Below are 26382 nucleotides of genomic sequence, written 5' to 3'. Positions count from 1 at the left end.
CATATCACTGCGGGTTGGCACGAGTGCTGGAAAGCAACGATTTCAGGTTGGCAGCCTTCGGCTTGACCAGCCAGAAACGGCGCAAGTAGTCATCAAGGTTTTCGGCGAGTTCACGACCCCACTCGCTGTCGGTTTCCTTGACGTACTCGTTCAGCACGTTTTGCAGGTGGCTGCGATAGGCTTCCATCGCCTCGCCGCTGATCCGCTGGATTTCCACCAGTTCGTGGTTGACCCGGTCAACGAAGGTGTTGTCCTGGTCGAGCACGTAGGCGAAACCACCGGTCATGCCAGAGCCGAAGTTGTAACCGGTCTTGCCCAATACGCAGACGAAACCACCGGTCATGTACTCGCAGCAGTGATCGCCAGTGCCTTCCACGACGGTGTGGGCACCAGAGTTACGCACGGCGAAACGCTCGCCTGCGGTGCCGGCGGCGAACAGCTTGCCGCCAGTGGCGCCGTACAGGCAGGTGTTGCCGATGATGGCACTGTTCTGAGTCTGATAGACGCTGCCCTTCGGCGGCACGATGACCAGCTTGCCGCCAGTCATGCCTTTGCCGACGTAGTCGTTGGCGTCGCCTTCCAGGTACATGTTCAGACCGCCGGCGTTCCACACGCCGAAGCTCTGACCGGCCGTCCCTTTGAAGCGGAAGGTGATCGGCGCGTTGGCCATGCCCTGATTGCCGTGCTTGCGCGCGATTTCGCCGGAGATCCGCGCACCGATCGAACGGTCGCAGTTGCAGATGTCCAGATCGAACTCGGCGCCGCTGAGGTCGTTGATCGCCGACGTCGCCATGTCGACCATTTTCTCGGCCAGCAGGCCCTGGTCGAACGGCGGGTTGCGCTCAACGCCACAGAATTGCGGTTTGTCCGCCGGGATATGATCGCTGCCCAGCAGCGGGGTCAGATCCAGGTGATGTTGCTTGGCGGTCTGGCCTTCGAGGATTTCCAGCAGATCGGTACGGCCGATCAGCTCTTCGAGGGAACGCACACCGAGCTTGGCCAGCCACTCACGGGTTTCTTCGGCGACGTAGGTGAAGAAATTCACCACCATGTCGACGGTACCGATGTAGTGATCCTTGCGCAGCTTCTCGTTCTGAGTCGCGACGCCGGTGGCGCAGTTGTTCAGGTGGCAGATACGCAGGTATTTGCAGCCCAGGGCGATCATCGGCGCAGTACCGAAACCGAAGCTTTCGGCGCCGAGGATCGCGGCCTTGATCACATCGAGGCCGGTTTTCAGGCCGCCGTCGGTCTGCACCCGGACTTTGCCGCGCAGGTCGTTGCCACGCAGGGTCTGGTGGGTTTCAGCGAGGCCGAGTTCCCACGGTGCGCCCGCGTATTTGATCGAAGTCAGCGGCGAAGCACCGGTACCACCGTCGTAGCCGGAAATGGTGATCAAGTCCGCATAGGCCTTGGCCACACCGGCAGCGATGGTGCCGACGCCTGCTTCCGCGACCAATTTGACCGAAACCAGCGCCTTCGGGTTGACCTGTTTCAGGTCGAAGATCAGCTGCGACAAGTCTTCGATCGAATAGATGTCGTGGTGCGGCGGTGGCGAAATCAGCGTTACGCCCGGTACTGCGTAACGCAGCTTGGCGATCAGCCCGTTGACCTTGCCGCCCGGCAGTTGTCCGCCCTCGCCCGGTTTGGCGCCCTGCGCGACCTTGATCTGCAGCACTTCGGCGTTGACGAGGTATTCCGGAGTCACACCGAAACGGCCGGTGGCGACCTGTTTGATTTTCGAGCTCTTGATGGTGCCGTAGCGCGCCGGGTCTTCGCCGCCTTCGCCGGAGTTGGAACGCGCGCCGAGGCGGTTCATGGCTTCGGCCAGGGCTTCGTGAGCTTCCGGCGACAGGGCGCCCAGCGAGATGCCGGCGGAGTCAAAGCGCTTGAGCACCGATTCCAGCGGTTCGATTTCGCTCAGGTCCAGCGGCTTGTCGAGGGTCTTGACCTTGAACAGGTCGCGAATCATCGACACCGGACGGTTGTCCACCAGCGAGGTGTATTCCTTGAACTTGGCGTAGTCGCCCTGCTGCACGGCGGCTTGCAAGGTGTTGACCACGTCCGGGTTGTAGGCGTGGTATTCGCCACCGTGGACGAACTTCAGCAGACCGCCCTGCTGGATCGGCTTGCGCGGACTCCAGGCTTCGCTGGCCAGGGCTTTCTGCTCTGCTTCGATGTCGACGAAACGCGCACCCTTGATGCGGCTTGGCACGCCACGGAAGCTCAGCTCGCAGACTTCTTCGGACAGGCCGATGGCTTCGAACAGCTGCGCACCGCGGTACGAGGCGATGGTCGAGATGCCCATCTTCGACAGGATCTTCAGCAGGCCTTTGGTGATGCCTTTACGGTAGTTTTTGAACACCTCGTAGAGGTCGCCCAGCACTTCACCGGTACGGATCAGGTCACCCAGCACTTCGTAGGCCAGGAACGGATAGACCGCCGAAGCGCCGAAACCGATCAGCACCGCAAAGTGATGCGGGTCACGAGCGGTCGCGGTTTCAACGAGGATGTTGGAATCGCAGCGCAGGCCTTTTTCGGTCAGGCGGTGGTGCACGGCACCGGTCGCCAGCGAAGCGTGGATCGGCAGTTTGCCCGGCGCGATATGACGGTCGCTCAGAACGATCTGGGTACGACCGGCACGCACGGCTTCTTCGGCCTGATCGGCGACGTTGCGGATGGCCGCTTCGAGGCCAACGCTTTCCTCGTAGTTGAGGTCGATGATCTGCCGCTCGAAACCCGGGCGCTCAAGGTTCATCAGCGAGCGCCATTTGGCCGGCGAGATCACTGGCGAGCTGAGGATCACGCGCGAGGCGTGTTCCGGCGATTCCTGGAAGATGTTGCGCTCGGCACCGAGGCAGATTTCCAGCGACATCACGATCGCTTCACGCAGCGGGTCGATCGGCGGGTTGGTGACCTGCGCGAACTGCTGGCGGAAATAGTCGTACGGCGTGCGCACACGCTGCGACAGCACGGCCATCGGCGTGTCGTCGCCCATCGAACCCACGGCTTCGTAGCCTTGTTCGCCGAGCGGACGCAGCACCTGATCGCGCTCTTCGAACGTGATCTGATACATCTTCATGTATTGCTTGAGTTGATCGACGTCGTAAAACGCCGAACCGTGGTCGTTGTCTTCCATGGTCGCCTGGATGCGCAGGGCATTCTTGCGCAGCCATTGCTTGTACGGATGACGGGACTTCAGACGGTTGTCGATCGCATCGGTGTCGAGGATCTGCCCGGTTTCGGTGTCCACGGCAAGGATCTGCCCCGGGCCGACACGGCCCTTGGCGATCACGTCTTCTGGTTGGTAGTTCCAGACGCCGATTTCCGAAGCAACGGTGATGAAACCATTGGTGGTGGTGACCCAGCGCGCCGGACGCAGACCGTTACGGTCGAGCAGGCACACCGCGTAGCGACCGTCGGTCATCACGACGCCGGCCGGGCCGTCCCACGGTTCCATGTGCATCGAGTTGTACTCGTAGAACGCACGCAGATCCGGGTCCATGGTTTCGACGTTCTGCCACGCAGGCGGAATGATCATCCGCACGCCACGGAACAGGTCGATGCCACCGGTGACCATCAGTTCGAGCATGTTGTCCATGCTCGAGGAGTCGGAACCGACACGGTTGACCAGCGGGCCGAGTTCTTCCAGATCCATCAGATCGTTGGTGAACTTGGTCCGACGGGCCTGCGCCCAGTTGCGGTTACCGGTAATGGTGTTGATCTCGCCGTTGTGCGCGAGGAAGCGGAATGGCTGAGCCAGCGGCCATTTCGGCAGGGTGTTGGTGGAGAAGCGCTGGTGGAACACGCAGATCGCGGTTTGCAGGCGCTGGTCACCGAGGTCCGGATAGAACGCGGCCAGGTCGGCCGGCATCATCAGGCCTTTATAGATGATGGTCTTGTGCGAAAAGCTGCAGATGTAGTGGTCGGTGTCGGCGGCGTTGGCCACCGACGAGCGACGACGGGCGCTGAACAGCTTGACCGCCATGTCCTGATCGCTCAGGCCTTCACCGCCGATGTACACCTGCTCGATCTGTGGCAGGCGCTCAAGGGCCAGGCGGCCGAGGACGCTGGTGTCGATCGGCACTTTGCGCCAGCCGATCAGTTGCAGGCCTTCAGCGAGGATCTCGCGGTTCATGTTCTCGCGAGCGGCTTCGGCCTTGGCCGGATCCTGATTGAAGAAGACCATGCCCACAGCGTATTGCTTGGGCAGCTCGACGCTGAAGGCTTCCTGGGCAATCGCGCGCAGGAAGGCATCGGGCTTTTGAATCAGCAGACCGCAACCGTCACCGGTCTTGCCGTCGGCATTAATCCCACCGCGGTGGGTCATGCAGGTCAGGGCCTCGATGGCCGTTTGCAAAAGGGTATGACTGGGTTCGCCCTGCATATGGGCTATCAGGCCGAAACCACAGTTATCCTTGAATTCATCTGGTTGGTACAGACCTGCTTTCATAGACACTTTCTCACCAGGCTGCCTCTTTACGAGGCAAATTTCTTTTCAATTCAACCACTTGCTTGCCGCGCCGAACGTACGCCGGCTTTGCGGGGGCAAAAGGGTGGTCATTGTACACAGCGACACAGACGCTCACAAATTTGACGACGAAATGTCGCAAATCCATGTCGCATTTGTGAAAGGTTTAAAGCGATATGCTGTGCTAGTCAAAACTTTTTTAATTCTGACTGCAACGACTCAAAGACTACTGTGACGCAGACACCACAAGGCACGCGGTCGCAGGGACGGCGCGCACTCGTAGAAATTTTGAGGTGCTTGGAGAGGCGGCCTGGGTAAGGCCGCCGAATCTTCAGCGAGTTGTTGCCAGTTCCTGTTGGACGCTGGCGACAGTGCGAGGCCAAGGTTTACCAGCCTGAACCTTCGCTGGCAAGGCCTTGATGGCAGAAACGGCTGCATCACGATTGGCGAAGTTGCCGTAGGTGATCACATAGAGAGGCTTGCCGTTGAGGACTTTCTTGAAATAACGGTACTCGCCGCCCTGCTCCTTGACGAAGTTCTGCGCGGCCGCTTCGGAGCTGGTGCCGAGGATCTGCACCACATAGTTGCTGGTCGGCTGACCGGCGTACCAGCTGCCACCGGCAGCCTTGGCGACGGTAACCGGCTTCTCGGCCGGTTTGGCGGCCGCTACAGGTTTGGCCGGAGCTGGAGCCGGTTTTGCCGCTGGCGCTGCCGGAGCAGGCTTGGCGGTGGCAACCTGGGTCGGTGCCGGGGTCGGTTTGGCGGCTGGCACCGGAACCGGGGTTGGCGCCGGACCTGCCGGAACGCCAGCAGGTGGTGCGGAGGTGGTTACCGTCGGCGGCGTCGCGCTGGAGCCTTCGACAGGCACGCCGTCGTCACCTTCGGTGATGCCGCCAGCAGCTTCAGCCAACGGGCCGCGCATTACCGGCTGCGAGTTGCCGACCAGCGGCAGCGGCATTGGCTGGGTATTGCCGGCGAACTCGACGTTCGGCGCGCCACCGCTGGCGCCCTGACCCAATGGCAGTTGTGCCTGTTCGTTGGCTGGTGCGCCGGTGGTTGGCGCCTTGTTGCGACCCGGCATCAGCCAGGCGGCGGCGACCGCGACCACAACGACGGCGGAAATCGCCAATACGTGTTTCTTCGGCATGTTGAACCCCATACTTGGACGCTTCACCGCAGAGCGGCTGGCAATCATGACTTCGATCAGAGCATCGCGAGCGACCTGGTTGATGTTGCCAGGCCAACCCTCGGAGCTTTCGTGAATATCAGAGATCTGATCCGCGGTGAAAAGTTCGACACCCCGGCCCGCACCTTCAAGCCGTTGGTCGAGGTATTCGCGGGTTTCTTCTTCGGTGTACGGCTGCAATTCGATGACGTGGAAGCGCTCTTCCTCAAGGTGCAAGGCCTCCAGCTGAGCGATCAGCGACGACTCACCGAACAGGAATACGTGCGGGCGACCTTCCGGCGCACCGGCGCCCAGCGCCATCAGCGCTTCGAGGGCGGACTCGTCGAGTTGCTCGGCGTCGTCCACCAGCAGATAGACTTCCTGCCCCGTGAGAGCAAGCTGCACCACCTGCGCCAGAATCGCGCCGACTTCCGCCTGCGCCACATCCAGCGCCTGGGCGACCTGACGCAGGATGCCGGCGGCATCGCCAGCACCACGGGCCGACACCACAACGCTCTGCACCGATTGCTTGTTGGTACTGGCCACCAGCGCCTGGCGCAGCAGGGTCTTGCCGCTGCCCTGCGGGCCGGTGACCACCAGCAGCAACTGGCTGTAACGCGCCAGGTGGTGCAGTTGCCCCAGCACCGGCTTGCGCTGGGCCGGGAAGAATTTGAAGCCCGGCACCCGCGGTGCGAAAGGGTCGTGACTTAACTGGAAATGGCCGAGGAACGCCTCGTCGGCATGCAAACTAGTCATCGGAATCTTATTAACCTTTAAGCTGAGCCAGAGCGCGGTAATCCGCTCCCAGCGTGGCCTGTAGAACCTCTTTCGGATAATCGTCGGTCACCACCGCTTCGCCCATCCGGCGCAGCAGTACCAGACGCAGACGACCGTCGATCACTTTTTTATCAATTGCCATATGTTCAAGAAAATCGGCTTCGCTCATCTCTTCAGGCGGAATCACCGGCAGACCGGCGCGCTGGAACAGACGAATGCCGCGGTCACGCTCCTGCTCGCTGATCCAGCCCAGGCGCGCGGACATTTCCAGCGCCATCACGGTGCCAGCGGCGACCGCCTCACCATGCAACCAGACACCATAGCCCATGTGGGTCTCGATGGCGTGACCGAAAGTGTGGCCGAGGTTGAGCGTGGCGCGCACGCCGGTTTCCTTCTCATCGGCACCGACCACGGCAGCCTTGGCTGCGCAGGAACGCTCAATGGCGTAAGTCAGGGCTTTCTGGTCCAGCGCACGCAGGGCATCGACGTTGTCTTCGAGCCAGGTCAGGAACGGCTCGTCGCAGATCAGCCCGTACTTGATGACTTCCGCCAGACCGGCCGACAGCTCACGCTGCGGCAGGGTTTTCAGCGACGCGGTATCGATCAGCACCACGTTCGGCTGATAGAACGCGCCGACCATGTTCTTGCCCAGCGGATGGTTGATGCCGGTCTTGCCGCCCACCGACGAATCGACCTGGGACAGCAGCGTGGTAGGAATCTGGATGAAGTCGACACCGCGCTGGTAGCAGGCAGCGGCGAAACCGGCCATGTCACCGATGACACCGCCGCCGAGGGCGATGATCGTGGTGCGGCGGTCGTGACGGGCAGTCAGCAGGCCGTCGAAGATCAGTTGCAGGGTTTCCCAGTTCTTGAAGGCTTCGCCGTCCGGCAGCACCACGGAAATCACCGAGAACGGTGCAAGGCTGCGAGTCAGACGTTCGAGATAGAGCGGCGCGACGGTCTCGTTGGAGATGATTGCCACTTGCCGCCCATGGATATGCGGCGCCAGCAACTCAGGCTGATCCAACAAACCTTCGCCAATATGAATCGGGTAGCTGCGCTCGCCTAGATCGACCTTGAGTGTCTGCATGTGTCCCCACAGTGAAGATGGAAGCAGGCGTCCTGCCTTGAATGATTGGATGTCCGCGACCTTTAGCTGATGTGACGCCGCTCGCACACCACCCGCCACAACCTCGACGACTGTGACAGGACGCCGAGGATAGCGCATTTCGGGCGGCGCTTTAACGGGGTGGAAGCTGTGCCAGACGGTCAAGAATGTCGAGCACCACCATGCGCGGTGGCCGTTCGTCGGTTTCCACCACCAGATCGGCGATCTCCCGATAGAGCGGATCGCGGATCTCCAGCAAGTCACGCAGGGTTTTCGCCGGATCCGCGGTGCGCAACAACGGACGGTTGCGATCGCGCGACGTACGCCCGACCTGCTGCTCGACGGAGGCGTGCAGATACACCACCCGTCCGCCCTCGTGCAGGGCCTTGCGGTTGGCATCGCGCATCACCGCGCCGCCGCCGGTCGCCAGTACCACGCCGTCGAACGCGCACAGCTCGGCGATCATCGCCTGCTCACGGTCACGAAAGCCGGGCTCGCCTTCCTTGTCGAAGATCCACGGGATATTGGCGCCCGTGCGCAGTTCAATTTCCTTGTCGGAATCTTTGAACGGCAGGCGCAGCTCTTTGGCCAGCAACCGGCCGATGGTGCTTTTTCCAGCGCCCATCGGTCCTACAAGAATCAAATTTCGCACAGAATCAACGACTCACAGCAATCGCCTGGTTATTCATGATACGCGGAGTGAGAAATACCAGCAGCTCGGATTTTTTCTCCGAAACCACATCACGCCGGAAAAGGCGGCCAAGATACGGCACATCGCCAAGAAATGGCACCTTATCTACGACCTTGCTTTGAGTATTTGAGAAAACGCCCCCAATCACGATGGTTTCGCCGTCGTTCACCAGCACCTTGGCGTTGACCTCGTTCTTCTTGATCGGCGGTACATCCTGCACCTTGTTCAGGTAGTCCGGCTCATCCTTGGTGACCTTGACCTCCATGATGATGCGGTTGTCGGGGGTGATCTGCGGCGTCACTTCCAGCGACAGCGAAGCCTCTTTGAACGACACCGAAGTCGCGCCGCTGGAGCTGGCTTCCTGATACGGAATCTCGGTGCCCTTGAGGATCTTTGCAGTCTCCTTGTCGGAGGTAACCACTTTCGGCTGGGAGACGATTTCACCGTTGCCGGTTTTTTCCATCGCCGTCAGCTCAAGATCGAGCAGCACGTTGTCGGTGATGAAGGCGATACCGATCCCCGAGGTGTTACCGACCGTGCCCATGTCGACGAACGGCGAGTTGGTGCTGGTACTGCCCGGCGTGCCGATGGTGGTCGAGGTGCCGTTACTGACCCCGGACGTGTTCCAGTTGCCCTTGTTCTGGATCGAACCGCCCCAGCGCACGCCCAGGCTCTTGTCGTAATCGACGTTGGCCTCCACGATGCGCGCTTCGATCATCACCTGACGCACCGGGATATCCAGTTGCGCCACGATCCGTCGCAGTTCGTCGAGGCGATCCTGGGTCTGATAGGCAATGATGTTGTTGGTCCGCTCATCAACGGTGATCGAGCCGCGCTCATCGATTTTCGCTTCGGCACTGGTGACCGACTGGAACAGCTTGGCGATGTCCGCGGCCTTGGCGTAGTTAACCTGCAGCAACTCTCGACGCAGCGGCGCCAGTTCGGCGATCTGCTTCTGCGACTCCAGTTCCTGGCGTTCGCGAGCGGCGATTTCGTCAGCCGGCGCCACCAGCAACACGTTGCCGATCTTGCGTTTATCCAGCCCCTTGGTTTTCAGAACCAGATCCAGTGCCTGATCCCACGGCACGTTTTGCAGGCGCAAGGTGATCCCGCCTTGCACCGTGTCGCTGGCCACCAGATTGAGGTTGGTGAAGTCGGCGATCAGTTGCAGCACCGAGCGCACGTCGATGTCCTGAAAGTTCAGCGAAAGCTTTTCGCCGCTGTAGGCCTGGCGCTCGGCATTGCGTTTTTGCAGGTCATCGACCGTCATCGGGCGAATGCTGACGGTCAGTTTGTTGTCGGTCTGGTAGGTCGAGTAGTCGAACGTGCCGCTGGGCTCGACGGTGATGATCGCGCGATCGCCAGTCGCAGCACTGTTGACGAACTGCACCGGAGTGGCGAAATCCTTGACGTCGAGGCGCACCCGCAGCCGGTCCGGCAACTGGGTTCGGGCAAAACTGAGGATGATCTTGCCGTCATGTTCCTGGATGTCCGGGGCGATGGTCGGGTCCGACAGGTCAATGACTACGTTGCCCTCCCCGGCAGTGCCGCGCTGGAAGTCGACGCCACGAATGGCCTTGGCGGTGGATGCGTAAACCTTCGCCGGCGCCGCAGCTGGGCGTGGCACAACCGCAGTGGCCGGACGTGGCGCAGCCGCTTTGGCGCCCTGCCCGACTACCACGAACAGATTGTTGCCCTCGACCCGGAAGGTATAGGGCGTCAGCTGCGTCAGGTTGATGATCAGGCGCGTACGATCATTGGCCTCGACCACCGTGGCGCTGCGTGCATTGCCGCTGCCCAGATCGCGGGTCTTGCTCGTCAGCTGGTTGGTGACACCCGGCAGATCCAGCGCGATTCGCGCCGGTGAATCGGTGGTGTAGCCCTTGGGCTGCGGGGGCTGGCCGTCGAACGACAACTTCAATTCGACCCGGTCACCGGGTAACGCCGCGACATCCAGCGTCTTCAGGCTGGCCGCCAGAACCATCGGTGACAGCAGCGCTATCCATAGCGAAAAACCGAGGGTGGAGAAAATCCTGTTCATTGTTCGACTTCCACTATGAGTGCTCTTTCAAAGGAATGGTGCGCGGACGCTCCAGCCAGGCGCCTTCGCCGTCGGGCACGATCTCGACCACATCGACCTGCGTGGCGCTGATGGCGACGATGCGACCGTCGTTGCGCCCCAGGTAGTCGCCGACTTTCAACCGATGCACCCCGCCCGCCCCGCGCAGCAGGGCAAAGGAGCCAGAGGCATTGGAGATCGTGCCGACCATTTCAAACTGCTCGATGTTGAAACCTTCGAGGTATTGCTTGACCCGGTTGGGGTCGGGTTTGACGTTGCGCGCGCCGCGCTGCTGACCGGCCAGATCGACCCGTACCTGGCGCGAGAACGGACTGCGCAGGTTGGCTGCGCTGTAGGTGAACGTGGGGTAGGAGTGGAAAGTCGGCGTCGGCTCGATCCGGCCCGCCGGCCGCAGACGCACTTCGTTCAGGTAGGCGTCGAGGTCGCTGAACTCATCACTGCTGCCGCATCCGCTCAGCCCCAGCAACACCATCGACAGGGCGAAATAACGCATCGGGGTCATTTTTGCAGCCCCTTGTCGTTATAGCGGTAAGTCTTGGCGAGGATGCTCATGCGCAGCTTCGTCCCGCCGTCCGGGTTGGCCGGTGCCAGCTCGAAGTCGTGCAAGGTGACGATCCGTGGCAACCCGGCGACGCCACTGACGAAAGTCGCGAGGTCGTGATAGGCCCCGGTGACGGTGATCTGGATCGGCAATTCGATGTAGAACGGCTGGGTCACTTCCGGCAGCAGCTTGATCTCTTCGAATTCAAGGCCGCTGCCCAATCCGGTGCGTGTGATGTCTTCCAGTAACCCCGGCACTTCAGTGTCGCTGGGCAATTGCCGCAGGAGTACACCGAAGGAGTTTTCCATTTCCTTCATCTGCTGGGTGTACAGCTCCAGGTTGGCGGCCATGTGCGCCTTGCTGGCGAATTGTTCCTTCAAGGTGTCTTCTTCCTGACGCTTGGCTTCAAGCTGGTTTTCCATGTCGCTGATGAAAAAGTTGTAGCCAAGTGCCAACACCAGCACCGCCAGCAACGCCCCTGCCATGGTTTTCACCGCGGCCGGCCAGGAACCGATGTTGCTGGTGTCCAGATCGTTGAAGTCGATGTTGCGCAAGCCCTGCAACCATTCGGACGGTTTCATTTTTCGCCCTCCACGGTTGCTGGCTGAGTCTGACGGACGGTCAACTGAAAGACGTTGGCCTGATCCACCTGACCGGCGGTCGTCGCCTTCACCTCGTTGAGGCTCGGCGCGTCAAACCAGTCCGAGGCATCCAGATTGCGCATCAGCTCCGAAACCCGATTGTTGGACTCCGCCGCGCCACTGATGGTCAGCGTCCTGCCCACCAGTTTCACGCTGGTGAAATACACGCCGTCCGGCAGCGTGCGCGCCAACTGATCGAATATCCGCCCGCTGATCTGCCGGTTACCCTGCAAGTCCTGGATGATGCGCATGCGCTCGACCAATTGCTGGCGCCGCGCCTTGAGTTCGCTGATCTGCTTGATCCGTTCGTCGACCACGGCTATCTGCCTGCCGATGTAGGCGTTGCGCGCTGCCTGCCGCTCAATGGCAGTGCTGATGATCTGATCGGCGATGAACACCGCGCCCACCGAGCCGACGAAGACCCCGATCAGGATCAGCAGGAAGCGTTTGCGCCGTTCTTCGCGGCGTTCCTCACGCCAGGGGAGAAGGTTGATCCGCGCCATCAGTCGAAACTCCTGAGCGCGAGCCCGCAGGCAATCATCAGGGCCGGCGCGTCACTGGCCAGGGCCCCGGCGTTGACCTTGCTGCTCAAGGCCATGTCGGCAAACGGGTTGGCGACCTGAGTCGGGGTGCCCAGACGTTGCTCGATCAGGCGATCAAGTCCCGGCACCGACGCCGTGCCACCGGCCAAAAGGATGTGATCGACCGCGTTGTACTGCCCGGAGGCAAAGAAGAACTGCAATGAGCGCGACACCTGCTGCACCAGCGCATCCCGGAACGGCTGCAAGACTTCGCTGACATAGTCGTCAGGCAGACCGCCCTGCTTTTTCGCCAGCCCGGCCTGCTCGACGGTCAGGCCATAACGGCGCTGGATCTCTTCGGTCAGTTGCCGGCCACCGAACAGTTGCTCGCGGGTATAGATGATGCGGCCGTTGTGCAGGACGCTGAGGGTGGTCATCGTTGCGCCGATGTCCATCACCGCTACAGTCAGGCGCTCCTGCGAGGCCGCCAGTTGGGTGGCGAGCAGACCGAACGAGCGCTCCAGCGCGTAGGCCTCGACGTCGACCACCCGCGCGGTCAGCCCGGCCAGCGCCAGCGCCGCCTCGCGAACTTCGACGTTCTCCTTGCGACAGGCGGCCAGCAGCACATTGACCCGCTCCGGATTGCGCGGCGAAACGCCCTGGACTTCGAAGTCGATGGCGACTTCGTCCAGCGGATAGGGAATGTATTGGTCGGCTTCGATCTTCAACTGGTTTTCCAGCTCATCGTCGGTCAGCCCGGCGTCCATCTCGATGACCTTGGTGATCACTGCAGAACCGGCCACCGCCACCGCCACGCTCTTGAGCCCGGTGCGCGCCTTGACCAGTACCCGGGACAAGGCGTGGCCCACACCTTCGAGCTCGGCGATGTTCTTCTCGACCACGGCGTTGGGCGGCAGCGGTTCCACCGCGTAGGCCTCGACCCGGTAGCGGTCGCCCTGTCGGCTCAGCTCCAGCAGCTTCACCGAAGTGGAGCTGATGTCGATCCCCAGTAACGTATTGGTCTTTTTCTTGAAGAGTCCCAGCACTACCAATTCCCTATGACTTTCCGTGAGTTACGGACTCTGTAATACGCATTGCGTTCCTTCACCCCGTCTTGACAGAAGCGCAAATGACGCCCCCAGCAGAAAAGTGCTTATAATGCCCAGCGTTTTTTTCCGCTTTTTACTGCCGGCCCAGGTTGTTCTGTGTGTTACCGGAACCCTGTCGCCACATTCATTCTTTGCCCTGGATGTCCAAAAGCCTTGATTCGTCTGCTGAAATTTTTCGGTTGGTCCATCGTCGCCGTTTTCTGCGGACTGCTTTTAGGTCTCAGCGGCGCGTTTCTTTACCTTAGTCCGGGTTTGCCGTCTGTGGAGGCGCTGAGAAGCATTCAGTTGCAGATTCCGCTGCGGGTCTACAGCAGCGACAACAAGTTGATCGCAGAATTTGGCGAAATGCGCCGTACTCCGATCCGTTTCGCCGACATTCCCCCCAATTTCATTAATGCGTTACTAAGTGCTGAAGACGACAATTTCGCCAACCACTACGGCGTCGATCCGAGCAGCCTGATGCGTGCGGCGACCCAACTGGTCAAAAGCGGGCACATTCAGTCTGGCGGCAGCACCATCACCATGCAGGTGGCGAAGAACTTCTTCCTGACCAGCGAACGCAGCTTCTCGCGTAAAACCACCGAAATCCTCCTGGCCCTGCAGATCGAACGGCAGCTGACCAAGGACGAGATCCTCGAGCTGTACGTGAACAAGATTTATCTGGGTAACCGCGCCTACGGCATCGAAGCGGCGGCGCAGGTGTATTACGGCAAGTCGATCCGCGACATCAGCCTGGCGCAGATGGCGATGATCGCCGGCCTGCCGAAGGCACCATCGCGCTTCAACCCGCTGGCCAACCCGGCGCGCAGCAAGGAACGTCGTGACTGGATCCTTGGGCGCATGTACAAGCTCGGCAAGATTTCCGAGGCCGACTACACCGCTGCGATCAACGAGCCGCTGAACGCCAGCTATCACGTGCCGACCCCGGAAGTGAACGCACCGTACATTGCTGAAATGGCCCGCGCCGAAATGGTCGGCCGCTACGGCAGCGACGCTTATACCGAAGGTTTCCGCGTCACCACCACGGTGCCGAGCAACCTGCAGGAGATGGCCAATACTGCCCTGCACGAAGGCTTGATGACCTACGACCAGCGTCACGGCTACCGTGGCCCAGAGTCGCGCCTGCCAGGCAAGACCCATGAGGCCTGGGCCAGCGAACTGACCAAGCAGCGCACCATCAGCAGCCTGGAGCCGGCCATCGTCACTCAAGTCGACAAGAACGGCTTGCAGGTGCTGACCCGTACCGGCGAAGAACACGTCGCCTGGGACACCATGAAATGGGCGCGCCCTTTCCTCAATACCAACAGCATGGGCGCCGCACCGCGTCAGCCGTCGGATGTGGCTCAGGTCGGCGACCTGATTCGCGTACAACGCCAGAAGGACAATTCGCTGAAATTCAGCCAGATCCCGCAGGCGCAAGGCGCGCTGGTGTCGCTGGACCCACAGAACGGCGCGATCCGCTCGCTGGTCGGTGGTTTCGCTTTCGAGCAGAGCAACTACAACCGCGCCTTGCAGGCCAAGCGCCAGCCGGGTTCGAGCTTCAAGCCGTTCGTCTACAGCGCCGCGCTGGACAGTGGTTACACCGCCGCGACCCTGGTCAACGACGCGCCGATCGTGTTCGTCGACGAGTACCTGGACAAAGTCTGGCGGCCGAAGAACGACACCAACACCTTCCTTGGCCCGATCCGTCTGCGCGAGGCGCTGTACAAGTCGCGCAACCTGGTGTCGATCCGCCTACTGCAGGCGATGGGTGTGGGCAAGACCATCGACTACATCACCCGCTTCGGCTTCAACAAGCAGGATCTGCCGCCGAACCTGTCGCTGGCGCTGGGCACCGCGACCCTGACCCCGATGGAAATCGCCACCGGCTGGAGCACCTTCGCCAACGGCGGCTACAAGATCACCCCGTACATCATCGACAAGATCGAAAGCCGTAACGGCGACACGCTGTTCGTCGCCAACCCGCCGACCGTGCCACAGGGTGGCTCGGCCACCGATGGCATCGCAGCGCCGGCACCTCAGTCGATCACCGTCAACGCCGCGCCGGTACCGGGCGAAGCCCCGGGCGCTGCTGCCGCGCCACAAGCGCCGGCCGTGGCCGAGCGGATTGTCGATGGCCGCACCACGTACATCCTCAACAGCATGCTGCAGGACGTGATCAAGCTCGGCACTGGCCGCCGCGCACTGGCCATGGGTCGCAGCGACATCGCGGGCAAGACCGGTACCACCAACGAATCGAAGGATGCGTGGTTCTCCGGCTACAACGCCGATTACGTGACCACCGTATGGACCGGTTTCGACCAGCCGGAAAGCCTTGGTCGCCGCGAGTTCGGTGGCACTGTAGCGCTGCCGATCTGGATGAACTACATGTCGGCCGCGCTGAAGGACAAGCCGCCGCATGTGCAGCCTGAGCCGGAAGGCATCCTCAGCCTGCGGGTGGATCCGGCCAGCGGTCGCGCGGCGACGCCGAGCACGCCTGGCGCCTACTTCGAGCTGTTCAAGGCTGAAGACACACCGCCGTCGGTGAACGAGTTGGGTAACGGCGCCGTACCGGGCAGCCCGCTGCCGGCGGACGAGCAGGCGCCAATCGATCTGTTCTGATCGCAGCGACCACCAAAAGCCCCGCCTTCGAGAGAAGTGCGGGGCTTTTTATTGCCTGAAGATCAAGATCAAAAGATCGCAGCCTGCGGCAGCTCCTACATTTGGACCCCCCCCCTGTAGGAGCTGCCGCAGGTTCGGGCCGCGTTCGGACGATCTTTTGATCTGCCCAACAAAAAGCCCCGACTCATTACGAGCCGGGGCTTTCGATTGAAGCGCTACAACGGCTTAGCCGTTGAACACGTCATCCACGCTTTTCAGCGGGTAGTTCTTCGGATACGGCAGGGTGGCCACACCAGTCTCGATCGCGGCTTTGGCCACAGCGTCGGAGATCAGGGTGATCAGGCGCTTGTCCATTGGCTTCGGAATGATGTACTCACGACCGAACGCCAGCGGAGCACCACCGTAGGCATCGCATACGTCCTGTGGTACCGGCAGCTTGGCCAGTTCACGCAGGGCGTTGGCAGCGGCCACTTTCATTTCTTCGTTGATGCGCTTGGCGCGAACGTCCAGGGCACCACGGAAGATGAACGGGAAGCCCAGTACGTTGTTGACCTGGTTCGGGTAGTCGGAACGACCGGTGGCCATGATCACGTCGTTGCGAGTGGCGTGCGCCAGTTCCGGGGAGATTTCCGGATCCGGGTTCGAGCAGGCGAAGACGATCGGATTGGCCGCCATCGACAGCAGGCCTTCAGCGCTCAGCAGGTTCGGGCCGGACAGACCGACGAACACGTCTGCGCCTTTCAGGGCGTCAGCCAGGCTGCGCTTGTCGGTGGTGTGAGCGAACACGGCTTTGTACTGGTTCAGGTCGTCACGGCCGGAGTGGATCACGCCGGTACGGTCAACCATGAAGATGTTTTCGATCTTCGCGCCCATGCTCACCAGCAACTTCATGCAGGAGATGGCCGCTGCGCCAGCGCCGAGGCAGACGATCTTGGCTTCCGGCAGGGTTTTGCCGGCGATTTCCAGGGCGTTGATCATGCCGGCAGCGGTCACGATCGCGGTGCCGTGCTGGTCATCGTGGAATACCGGAATGTCGCACTGTTCGATCAGAGCGCGCTCGATCTCAAAGCACTCAGGTGCCTTGATGTCTTCCAGGTTGATGCCACCGAAAGTGATGGAGATGCGTTTTACGGTGTCGATGAAGGCTTGCGGGCTTTCGGAATCGACTTCGATGTCGAACACGTCGATGCCGGCGAAGCGCTTGAACAGCACGCCCTTACCTTCCATCACTGGCTTGGAAGCCAATGGGCCGAGGTTACCCAGACCCAGAATCGCGGTGCCATCGGAAATGACTGCAACCAGGTTGCCCTTGCCGGTGTATTTGTAGGCCAGTTCAGGATCGCGGGCGATCTCACGCACTGGTTCAGCTACGCCGGGGCTGTAGGCCAGCGACAGGTCGCGGGCGGTAGCAGTGGCCTTGGTGAGCTCGACACTCAGCTTCCCTGGACGAGGATTGGCATGATATTCGAGAGCGGCAGTTTTCAGATCAGACATTTTGGCATTCCGCTTTTTACTGTTGGACAGACTGGTCAGCGAGGATACGCGCCTCGCAAAGTCCCCACAAGACTGAGCAGTCACCCCTGTCAAGCGCCCTGTCCTACGACTTTGGGCCAAGAGCCACGGCGCACAAGGGCTAGACTGTTCACAATCGATAGAAAAAATGTCTACAATTTTTAATCAGCGAGCGCTTTGCAGCATCGATGGATCGGTCAGTGGTAGTAACCAACGCGGTTGACCCGGTTTCAGGCCGCCACGTCGCGAGCGATCGACGATCCACCCGCGAGCCTCGATTTGCTTGCCCTTCAGCGCCTGCAATCGGGCACTGTCAAATTGTCCGACAAGATTGGGCGCAACGCGCAATACAAGCAAGCCCTGCAACTCGATCCAGATTCCGCCACGATTGCGCTGAACCTTGCTCACACGTCCGCTGACCACGGCGAAACCCGAATCAGTGATCTGCTCTGCTTTCAGTACAGGCGACTGGCGCCACAGACCTCGACCGGCCTGCCTGGCACTGCGTTCGGCAGCCTGCTGACAGGCAACAAGATCGACGTTCGGCGCCACCGCGACCTGAAAACCAAGACCGTCGGCGAGCATTTGCGCTTCAAGACTGACGCCGCTGGCACTGTAGACATGCGCGAGGGTGCGACCGTAATGGTCTTTCGCTTGCTGGCCGAGCTGTAAACCGACCCGGCCGCCGCTGTCCGCCACCAGAGCTTCAAGGCGTTTGCGCGCCGCCACGGCGAATGGCTCGTCGCTGCGGCCCTGCTTGCCCAGTTCCGGCGTGTTGAGGCCGATCATGCGCACACTGCGCCCGTCACTCAGGCGCAGGGTGTCGCCGTCGACCACACGCTGGACGCTGACGCTGGTCAGGTCGCCAGGTGTCGGGCAGTACGCCTGGGCACCGGCCAGCCAAATCGCGGACACAAAAAAGGCGCCCACAAGGGACGCCTTTTTCATCAGCCTGGAGAAACCGTCGAGATTTTCCAGAATGATCGACCTTAGGCCTTTTTGCCGAAAGCACCGAAACGGTCGGCGAACTTCTGAACGCGACCACCGGTGTCCAGAGTCTTCTGCTTACCGGTGTAGAACGGGTGGCACTCGTTGCAAACGTCGATCGCCAGGGCTTTGCCGAAGGTCGAACGGGTTTCGAACTTGTTGCCGCAGCTGCAGGTAACAGCAACTACTGGGTAATTCGGGTGGATATCAGCTTTCATGGTGTCTTCCTCAGCTAGCGTGCCGCCACCCAACACTATTGTTGAATACCGCACGTAATTAGGCCGCGGATTCTACCAGACAATGTCAATCGCGCAAGCTGTCCCTGAGACCGACCGTCTGCTAGGCTCCCGGCCCAATACGCGATTCCCTGTAGGAGTGAGCCTGCTCGCGATAGCGGTCTGTCATTCGACATTTTTGTCGTCTGATACACCGCTATCGCGAGCAGGCTCACTCCTACAAGGTTATGTGCCTAGCCCTTTTATCGTCTGTTGATCGAGATCCCCCCGCGTGCCCGACGCCATTCTGCGCCTCGCCCTGCCTTCGCCCTTGCGCCGCCTGTTCGACTATCGAGCGCCGGCCGGCGTGCTGCGCACCCAGTTGCAGCCGGGGATGCGCCTGCGTGTGCCGTTCGGTCGGCGGGAGATGATCGGGATCCTGGTCGAGGTCACGGACACCAGCGAAGTGCCGCTGGAAAAGCTCAAACCGGCGCTGGCCCTGCTCGATGCCGAGCCGCCGCTGCCGCCAGCGCTGTTCAAGCTGTGCCTGTGGACATCGCAGTACTACCAGCACAGCCTTGGCGACACGTTGAGCTGGGCACTGCCGGTACTGCTGCGTCAGGGCGAACTGGCCGAGGCTCGCCAGGAGCGATTCTGGTCGGTAGCGCCCGGCGCCAGCCTCGATGATCCGCGCATCGCCCGCGCCCCACGGCAACGTGAAGCGCTGGCGACGCTGGCGCAGCACCCGCACGGCGTCGCCCATCAGTTGTTGAGCAAGCTGATGCTGAGCAAGGACAGCCTCGACCTGCTGCTGGCCAAGGGGCTGGTACAGGTGGAAATCCGCCGGCACGCCCCGGGCGTGCGCCATGAACACTGGCTGGCGCAACCGGAACTGCCGCTGAACACCGAACAACGCGCCGCTTACGAAGCGATCCGCGCCGGCTTCGACAGTTATCACGCGTTTCTGCTGGCCGGGGTGACCGGCAGCGGCAAGACCGAAGTCTATTTGCAACTGATCCGCGAAACCCTCGAAGCCGGCAAACAGGCGCTGGTGCTGATCCCCGAGATCAACCTCGGCCCGCAGACCCTGGCGCGTTTCGAGCAGCGTTTCAATGCGCGCATCGCCCTGCTGCATTCGGCAGTCAACGACCGCGAGCGCCTCGACGCCTGGCTCGCCGCCCGTGACGGCGAAGCCGACATTATTATCGGTACCCGCTCGGCGCTGTTCACCCCGATGAAGAACCCGGGGCTGATCATCATCGACGAAGAGCACGACGGCTCCTATAAACAGCAGGAAGGCCTGCGCTACCACGCCCGCGATCTGGCGTTGGTACGTGCCCGCCAGGAAAACATCCCGATCGTCCTCGGCTCCGCCACACCCTCGCTGGAAAGCCTGCACAACGCTTACACCGGCCGTTATGGCCTGTTGCGCCTCAACGAGCGGGCCGGCGGCGCCAAACAACCACGCTTCCTGCGTCTGGATGTGAAAAGCCGTCCGCTGGACAGCGGCATTTCCGGGCCGATGCAGCAAGCCATCGGCCAGACCCTTGCGGCCGGCCAGCAGGTGCTGGTGTTCCTCAACCGTCGCGGCTTTGCGCCGACCCTGCTGTGCCACGATTGCGGCTGGATGTCCGAGTGCTCGCGCTGCGATGCGCGGATGACCGTGCACCAGCGTTATGGCGAGCTGCGCTGCCACCACTGTGGCTACGTCGAACGCGTCCCGCGTCAGTGCCCCAAGTGCAACAAGGTCGACCTGCGACCGGTGGGTGCCGGTACCGAGCGCGCCGAGGAGCGACTGGCGATTCTGTTCCCGGACTACCCGGTGCTGCGCGTCGATCGCGACAGCACTTCGCGCAAGGACGCGATGAATCAGTTGTTCGCGACGATTCAGAAGGGCCAGCCATGCATTCTGGTCGGCACTCAGATGTTGGCGAAGGGGCACCACTTCCCCCGGGTCACGCTGGTGTCGATTCTGGATGCCGACGGCGGACTGTTCTCCGGCGACTTCCGCGCCAGCGAGCGCATGGCGCAATTGATTGTGCAGGTCGCCGGACGCGCCGGCCGGGCCGAAGAGCCGGGCAAGGTGATCATCCAGACGCACCTGGCCGACCATCCTTTATTGGTGCAGTTGACCGAGCAGGGTTATTTCGCCTTTGCCGAGCAAGCCTTGAGCGAGCGCCGCGCTGCGGGGCTGCCACCGTTCTCACATCTGGCATTGTTGCGCGCCGAAGCGCACAAGCCGGGGCAGGCCGAAGGCTTTCTCGATGAAGCGTGCAGCGCGGCCGAACGTTTGCTCGCCGAGCAGAATCTGACCGGCATCGAGTTGCTCGGGCCGGTGCCAGCACCAATGGAACGCCGCGCCGGACGCTATCGTGCACAGTTATTGGTGCAGGCGGCGGCGCGGGCACCGCTGCATCGGTTGCTCGCCAGTTGGTTGCTTGAGCTGGAACAAATGCCGAGCGGACGCGCGGTGCGCTGGTCGCTGGATGTGGATCCGGTCGATTTGTATTAGCAGATCAAAAGATCGCAGCCTTCGGCAGCTCCTACAGAATTCTTCGCGTTTTACTGTAGGAGCTGCCGAAGGCTGCGATCTTTTGCTTTTAATGTCACCACATATCCACATCCTGCCTGCTAAGGTTGGCAAGCCCGTCTTCGCAACGGATAATGCCCAGTTTTTCCACCCGCGCATCGATGCGCCGCCGCGCTTGCGGTCGAAAGAGAAGACCATGAAAGACACCATTCGCCAGCTGATCCAACAAGCCCTCACCCAACTCGTCAACGAAGGTGTGTTGCCTGAAGGCCTGTCGCCGGCGATTCAGGTGGAGAACGCCCGTGACAAGACCCACGGCGACTTCGCCAGCAACATCGCCATGATGCTGGCCAAGCCTGCAGGCATGAAGCCGCGTGATCTGGCGGAGAAAATCATCGCCGCGCTGCCGGCTGACGAAAATGTCACCAAGGCCGAAATCGCCGGCCCAGGCTTTATCAATTTCTTCCAGAACACCCAGGCCCTGGCCTCGCGCCTCGACGCCGCGCTGGCCGATGCTCACGTTGGCGTACGCAAGGCCGGCCCGGCGCAGCGCACCGTGGTCGACCTGTCGGCGCCGAACCTGGCCAAAGAGATGCACGTCGGCCACTTGCGCTCGACCATCATCGGCGACGGCGTGGCGCGCGTACTTGAGTTCCTCGGCGACGAAGTGATCCGTCAGAACCACGTCGGCGACTGGGGTACCCAGTTCGGCATGTTGATGGCGTACCTGCAGGAAAACCCGATCACCAGCGACGAGCTGTCCGATCTGGAAAACTTCTACCGCGCCGCCAAGCAGCGTTTCGACGAATCCGCAGAGTTCGCCGACCGCGCTCGTGGCCTGGTGGTCAAGCTGCAGGCCGGCGACGCCGAGTGCCTGGCGCTGTGGACCCGGTTCAAGGACATCTCGCTGTCGCACTGCCAGAAGATCTACGAACTGCTCAACGTCAAACTGACCATGGCCGACGTGATGGGCGAAAGCGCCTACAACGACGACCTGATCAACGTGGTCAACGACCTGAAAGCCGCCGGCATGCTGGTCGAAAGCAACGGCGCCCAGTGCGTGTTCCTCGACGAGTTCAAGAATGCCGACGGCGATCCGCTGCCGGTGATCATCGTCAAGGCTGACGGCGGCTACCTGTACGCCACCACTGACCTGGCGGCCGTGCGCTACCGCAGCGGCAAACTGAAAGCCGATCGCGCGCTGTACTTCGTCGACCAACGTCAGGCCCTGCACTTCCAGCAAGTGTTCGCCGTGGCGCGCAAAGCCGGTTTCGTGACCCATCCGATGGAGATGGAGCACATGGGCTTCGGCACCATGAACGGCGCCGACGGCCGTCCGTTCAAGACCCGTGACGGCGGCACCGTGAAGCTGATCGACCTGCTGACCGAAGCCCAGGAACGCGCCTACAACCTGGTCAAAGAGAAGAACCCGGAGCTTGCCGAAGACGAACTGCGCAACATCGCCAAGGTCGTCGGCATCGGTGCGGTGAAATACGCCGACCTGTCCAAGCACCGCACCAGCGACTACAGCTTCAACTTCGACCTGATGCTCAACTTCGAAGGCAACACCGCGCCGTACCTGCTGTACGCCTACACCCGTGTGGCCGGTGTATTCCGCAAACTGGGCAAGGACTTCAGCGAAGTCGATGGCCAGATCGTCCTTGAAGCGGCGCACGAGCAAGAGCTGGCAGCGAAGCTGGCGCAGTTCGGCGAAGTGCTGAACAACGTCGCCGAAAAAGGCACCCCGCACATCCTCTGCACCTATCTGTATGACGTCGCCGGTCTGTTCTCCAGCTTCTACGAGAACTGCCCGATCCTCGCCGCCGAAACGCCGGCCCAGATGCAGAGCCGTCTGCGTCTGGCCGCGCTGACCGGTCGTACTCTCAAGCAAGGCCTGGAACTGTTGGGCCTGGAAACTCTGGAGCGCATGTAAGTTGGCTGCCAAGAAAAAACCTGCACCCAAGCGTGGCGCCAGCCGTTACCAAGCTCCTGCAAAGCAACCGATCCCGGGTTGGCTGTGGATGGCCATCGGCCTGACGGTCGGTGCATTCATCGTGTTCCTGATGAAACTGGAGCCGGGCAAGGGCAGCGACACGGTCAAGCGCGAGAAAGTCGAGCAAGCGCAACAGCAGAAAGCCAAGATCGCCGAGGCCAACAAGACCCCGCCGAGCCCGACGCAACCGGTGAAGCCGAAGTACGACTTCTACACCCTGCTGCCGGAATCGGAAGTGATCGTGCCACCAGACGCCGTGCCGGAGAAAACCCTGCCGACGCCGCAAGTGCCGAACATCCCGACCACTCCGGTAACCCCGGCGGAAGCGGCGAAGATCGACACCGCGCGCGCTCAGGCGGCTCTGGCCGGGATCACCCCGCCGCCAGCGCCCCCAGTGAGCAAGGCTGCGCCAGTGACCAAGTTCTTCCTCCAGGCCGGTTCGTTCCGCAAAGAGGCGGATGCGGACAAGGTGCGGGCGCAGATCATTCTGCTCGGTCAGGCCGTTTCGGTTGAGTCGGGCACGGTCAAGGATGAAACCTGGTACCGCGTATTGGTCGGTCCTTTCAGTAACCGCGAACAACTGACCACCGCGCAGAAACAACTGGCGGGCAGCGGCTTCAGCAATCTGTTGTTACAACAACGCCAGAGCCGCTGATTTAGCGCCCACAGGCAACACCAATCCCCTGTAGGAACTGCCGCAGGCTGCGATCTTTTGATTTTGTTTCAAGAGCAAGATCAAAAGATCGCAGCCTGCGGCAGCGCCTACAGTTGATCACCGCTCGTCCCCTCTCCCGCGCTATGGTTGAAATCCTCTCCAGCACCCCCATATGAATGGGCATAAGGCATTTTCGCCCCGCTGCGTGGAGACTCTTCCCTTGACCACCATCGTTTCAGTCCGCCGCCACGGCAAAGTCGTCATGGGCGGCGACGGCCAGGTTTCTCTCGGCAACACCGTCATGAAAGGCAACGCGAAGAAAGTTCGCCGCCTGTACCACGGTCAGGTCATCGCCGGTTTCGCCGGTGCTACCGCCGACGCCTTCACCCTGTTCGAACGTTTCGAAGGCCAGCTCGAGAAACATCAGGGCCACTTGATCCGCGCCGCTGTCGAACTCGCCAAAGAATGGCGTACCGACCGCTCCCTGAGCCGCCTCGAAGCCATGCTCGCGGTCGCCAACAAGGACGCGTCCCTGATCATCACCGGCAACGGTGACGTGGTCGAACCGGAAAACGGCCTGATCGCCATGGGTTCCGGTGGCGGTTACGCGCAGGCTGCGGCCAGCGCGCTGCTGAAAAAGACTGACCTGTCGGCCCGCGAAATCGTCGAAACCGCCCTCGGCATCGCTGCCGACATCTGTGTATTCACCAACCACACTCAGACCATTGAGGAGCAGGATCTCGCTGAAGAAGCCTGAGTCGGCCTTGCGCCACGGCTTGTTTCTGCTTGAGGACCGTCAATTATTATGTCCATGACTCCCCGCGAAATCGTCCACGAACTCAACCGCCATATCATCGGCCAGGACGATGCCAAGCGCGCCGTCGCGATTGCCTTGCGCAACCGCTGGCGCCGCATGCAGCTGCCTGAAGAGCTGCGTGTTGAAGTGACCCCGAAGAACATCCTGATGATCGGCCCGACCGGTGTCGGTAAAACCGAGATCGCCCGGCGTCTGGCGAAACTGGCCAACGCGCCGTTCATCAAGGTCGAAGCGACCAAGTTCACCGAAGTCGGCTACGTTGGCCGTGACGTCGAATCGATCATCCGTGATCTGGCCGACGCCGCGATCAAGATGCTCCGCGAGCAGGAAATGACCCGCGTGCGTCACCGTGCCGAAGACGCCGCCGAGGACCGCATCCTCGACGCGCTGCTGCCGCCGGCGCGCATGGGCTTCAGCAATGAAGAAACCCCGAGCACCGATTCCAACACCCGTCAGCTGTTCCGCAAGCGCCTGCGCGAAGGTCAGCTGGACGACAAGGAAATCGAGATCGAAGTTGCCGAAGTATCCGGCATCGAGATCGCCACGCCGCCAGGCATGGAAGAGATGACCAGCCAGTTGCAGAACCTGTTCGCTAACATGGGCAAGGGCAAGAAAAAGGCCCGCAAGCTCAAGGTCAAGGAAGCGCTGAAGCTGGTGCGCGACGAAGAGGCCGGGCGTCTGGTCAACGAAGAAGAGCTGAAAGCCAAGGCGCTGGAAGCGGTCGAGCAGCACGGTATCGTGTTCATCGACGAGATCGACAAGGTCGCCAAGCGCGGCAATGTCGGCGGCGCCGATGTGTCCCGTGAAGGCGTGCAGCGCGACCTGCTGCCGCTGATCGAAGGCTGCACCGTCAACACCAAGCTGGGCATGGTCAAGACCGACCACATCCTGTTCATCGCGTCCGGTGCGTTCCACCTGAGCAAGCCGAGCGACCTGGTGCCTGAGCTGCAGGGTCGTCTGCCGATCCGTGTCGAACTCAAGGCGCTGAGCCCGGAAGACTTCGAACGCATCCTCAGCGAGCCGCACGCTTCGCTCACCGAGCAATACTGCGCGCTGCTGAAAACCGAAGGCCTGAACATCCAGTTCCAGCCGGAAGGCATCAAGCGTCTGGCCGAGATCGCCTGGCAGGTCAACGAGAAGACCGAGAACATCGGTGCCCGTCGCCTGCACACGCTGCTTGAGCGGCTGCTGGAAGAAGTGTCGTTCAGTGCCGGCGACCTCGCCAGCGCCCATGACGACAAGCCGATCCTGATCGACGCCGAGTACGTCAACAGCCACTTGGGCGAATTGGCGCAGAACGAGGACCTGTCCCGTTATATCCTGTAGGTCACCTTCTCTGTAGGAGCTGCCGAAGGCTGCGATCTTTTGATTTTGATTTAAAAGACAAGATCAAAAGATCGCAGCCTTCGGCAGCTCCTACAGAGGTGTTCCATCTAGTCGGATGACCTGTAATGACCAATATTCCCACCGACATCAAACTGCACAAAGCCTCGAAAACCCTGACGCTCAAATACGCGTCCGGCGAGGAGTACACCCTGCCCGCAGAATTCCTGCGCGTGCATTCCCCCTCCGCCGAGGTCCAGGGCCACGGCAAACCGATCCTGCAATTCGGCAAGCTCAATGTCGGCCTCAGCGGCCTGGAACCGGCCGGTCAGTACGCACTGAAACTGACCTTCGACGACGGTCACGACAGCGGCCTGTTCACCTGGGATTACCTCTACGAGCTGGGGCGACGTTATGACGCACTCTGGGCCGATTATCTGGCCGAGCTCAAGGCGGCCGGGAAAACCCGCGATCCGGACGAGTCGATCGTCAAGCTGATGCTCTAGTCCGAGACTCTTGCTCTTTAGAGGGCATTTTCTAAATTCATCTGTTTGAATGCTCTGCTGTGTGGCCGAGGATCGGCTGCTTGCGAAAAAAATTAAACTCGGGTAACCAATGGAGCTGGCAAGTTCCCTGCAGTGCTCTATG

Annotated in this window: 19 protein-coding genes; 7 read left to right on the top strand and 12 right to left on the bottom strand. The window is 61.3% G+C overall.

The features are described from left to right. Positions 1–4: 4 nt before the first annotated feature. The 9 genes from gltB to KKQ10_RS12345 all read right to left on the bottom strand — a co-directional run bounded on the left by gltB (position 5) and on the right by KKQ10_RS12345 (position 13038). The gene (gene gltB, locus KKQ10_RS12385) at positions 5–4450 is read right to left on the bottom strand and encodes a glutamate synthase large subunit (RefSeq protein WP_127648640.1); all 4446 of its coding nucleotides are present in this window, start codon (positions 4448–4450) and stop codon (positions 5–7) included. Positions 4451–4799: 349 nt separating this feature from the next. Then, on the bottom strand, positions 4800–6389 hold the full coding sequence (locus KKQ10_RS12380) for an AAA family ATPase (RefSeq protein WP_127648639.1): 1590 nt from the start codon (positions 6387–6389) through the stop codon (positions 4800–4802). A gap of 10 nt (positions 6390–6399) precedes the next feature. Next, on the bottom strand, positions 6400–7500 hold the full coding sequence (aroB, locus tag KKQ10_RS12375; RefSeq protein WP_127648638.1) for a 3-dehydroquinate synthase: 1101 nt from the start codon (positions 7498–7500) through the stop codon (positions 6400–6402). A 151-nt stretch (positions 7501–7651) separates the two neighbouring features. Next, positions 7652–8170 carry a shikimate kinase AroK gene (gene aroK, locus KKQ10_RS12370; RefSeq protein WP_024011270.1) on the bottom strand — a complete coding sequence of 173 codons (519 nt, stop codon included), beginning with the start codon at positions 8168–8170 and terminating at the stop codon, positions 7652–7654. Positions 8171–8174: 4 nt separating this feature from the next. Next, positions 8175–10250 (bottom strand): type IV pilus secretin PilQ, encoded by a 2076-nt coding sequence (locus KKQ10_RS12365; protein WP_215501254.1) that lies wholly within the window; start codon positions 10248–10250, stop codon positions 8175–8177. A 13-nt stretch (positions 10251–10263) separates the two neighbouring features. Next, positions 10264–10791, bottom strand: a complete 528-nt coding sequence (locus KKQ10_RS12360; protein WP_215501253.1) for a pilus assembly protein PilP — start codon at positions 10789–10791, stop codon at positions 10264–10266. Continuing rightward, positions 10788–11411, bottom strand: coding sequence for a type 4a pilus biogenesis protein PilO (pilO, locus tag KKQ10_RS12355; protein ID WP_215501252.1), 624 nt, complete (start codon positions 11409–11411; stop codon positions 10788–10790). Before pilO ends, KKQ10_RS12360 begins: the two co-directional genes overlap by 4 nt. Further along, a complete protein-coding gene (locus KKQ10_RS12350) occupies positions 11408–11974 on the bottom strand; it encodes a PilN domain-containing protein (protein WP_215501251.1) in 567 nt (188 codons plus the stop codon). The genes pilO and KKQ10_RS12350 overlap by 4 nt, the downstream gene beginning before the upstream one ends. After that, positions 11974–13038: a pilus assembly protein PilM gene (locus KKQ10_RS12345; RefSeq protein WP_127648633.1), complete on the bottom strand. Its 1065-nt coding sequence runs from the start codon at positions 13036–13038 to the stop codon at positions 11974–11976. The genes KKQ10_RS12350 and KKQ10_RS12345 overlap by 1 nt, the downstream gene beginning before the upstream one ends. A gap of 219 nt (positions 13039–13257) precedes the next feature. On the opposite strand from KKQ10_RS12345, the gene KKQ10_RS12340 reads away from it, so the two are divergent. Then, on the top strand, positions 13258–15702 hold the full coding sequence (locus KKQ10_RS12340; RefSeq protein WP_425518810.1) for a penicillin-binding protein 1A: 2445 nt from the start codon (positions 13258–13260) through the stop codon (positions 15700–15702). Positions 15703–15927: 225 nt separating this feature from the next. On the opposite strand, the gene KKQ10_RS12335 is transcribed toward KKQ10_RS12340, so the two are convergent. The 3 genes from KKQ10_RS12335 to rpmE form a co-directional block, all read right to left on the bottom strand. Beyond that, a complete protein-coding gene (locus KKQ10_RS12335) occupies positions 15928–17196 on the bottom strand; it encodes a malic enzyme-like NAD(P)-binding protein (protein WP_127648631.1) in 1269 nt (422 codons plus the stop codon). Between the two features lie 183 nt (positions 17197–17379). Continuing rightward, positions 17380–18162, bottom strand: coding sequence for a thermonuclease family protein (locus KKQ10_RS12330; RefSeq protein ID WP_215501249.1), 783 nt, complete (start codon positions 18160–18162; stop codon positions 17380–17382). Positions 18163–18203: 41 nt separating this feature from the next. After that, positions 18204–18419: a 50S ribosomal protein L31 gene (gene rpmE, locus KKQ10_RS12325; protein ID WP_127648629.1), complete on the bottom strand. Its 216-nt coding sequence runs from the start codon at positions 18417–18419 to the stop codon at positions 18204–18206. A gap of 289 nt (positions 18420–18708) precedes the next feature. Here rpmE and KKQ10_RS12320 point away from each other — a divergent pair, with 289 nt between their 5' ends. The 6 genes from KKQ10_RS12320 to KKQ10_RS12295 all read left to right on the top strand — a co-directional run bounded on the left by KKQ10_RS12320 (position 18709) and on the right by KKQ10_RS12295 (position 26240). Beyond that, the gene (locus KKQ10_RS12320) at positions 18709–20928 is read left to right on the top strand and encodes a primosomal protein N' (protein WP_215501248.1); all 2220 of its coding nucleotides are present in this window, start codon (positions 18709–18711) and stop codon (positions 20926–20928) included. A gap of 214 nt (positions 20929–21142) precedes the next feature. Next, positions 21143–22879 carry an arginine--tRNA ligase gene (argS, locus tag KKQ10_RS12315; protein ID WP_127648627.1) on the top strand — a complete coding sequence of 579 codons (1737 nt, stop codon included), beginning with the start codon at positions 21143–21145 and terminating at the stop codon, positions 22877–22879. A 1-nt stretch (position 22880) separates the two neighbouring features. Continuing rightward, the gene (locus KKQ10_RS12310; RefSeq protein ID WP_215501247.1) at positions 22881–23594 is read left to right on the top strand and encodes an SPOR domain-containing protein; all 714 of its coding nucleotides are present in this window, start codon (positions 22881–22883) and stop codon (positions 23592–23594) included. Positions 23595–23814: 220 nt separating this feature from the next. After that, positions 23815–24351, top strand: a complete 537-nt coding sequence (gene hslV, locus KKQ10_RS12305; protein WP_003220875.1) for an ATP-dependent protease subunit HslV — start codon at positions 23815–23817, stop codon at positions 24349–24351. A gap of 48 nt (positions 24352–24399) precedes the next feature. Next, positions 24400–25737, top strand: coding sequence for an ATP-dependent protease ATPase subunit HslU (gene hslU, locus KKQ10_RS12300; protein WP_215501246.1), 1338 nt, complete (start codon positions 24400–24402; stop codon positions 25735–25737). A gap of 125 nt (positions 25738–25862) precedes the next feature. Then, the gene (locus KKQ10_RS12295; RefSeq protein WP_127648624.1) at positions 25863–26240 is read left to right on the top strand and encodes a gamma-butyrobetaine hydroxylase family protein; all 378 of its coding nucleotides are present in this window, start codon (positions 25863–25865) and stop codon (positions 26238–26240) included. Positions 26241–26382 lie beyond the last annotated feature (142 nt).

The sequence above is a fragment of the Pseudomonas sp. MG-9 genome (genome assembly GCF_018729515.1).
Lineage (GTDB): Bacteria > Pseudomonadota > Gammaproteobacteria > Pseudomonadales > Pseudomonadaceae > Aquipseudomonas > Aquipseudomonas serboccidentalis.
This window is presented reverse-complemented; position numbering and strand designations above follow the sequence as displayed.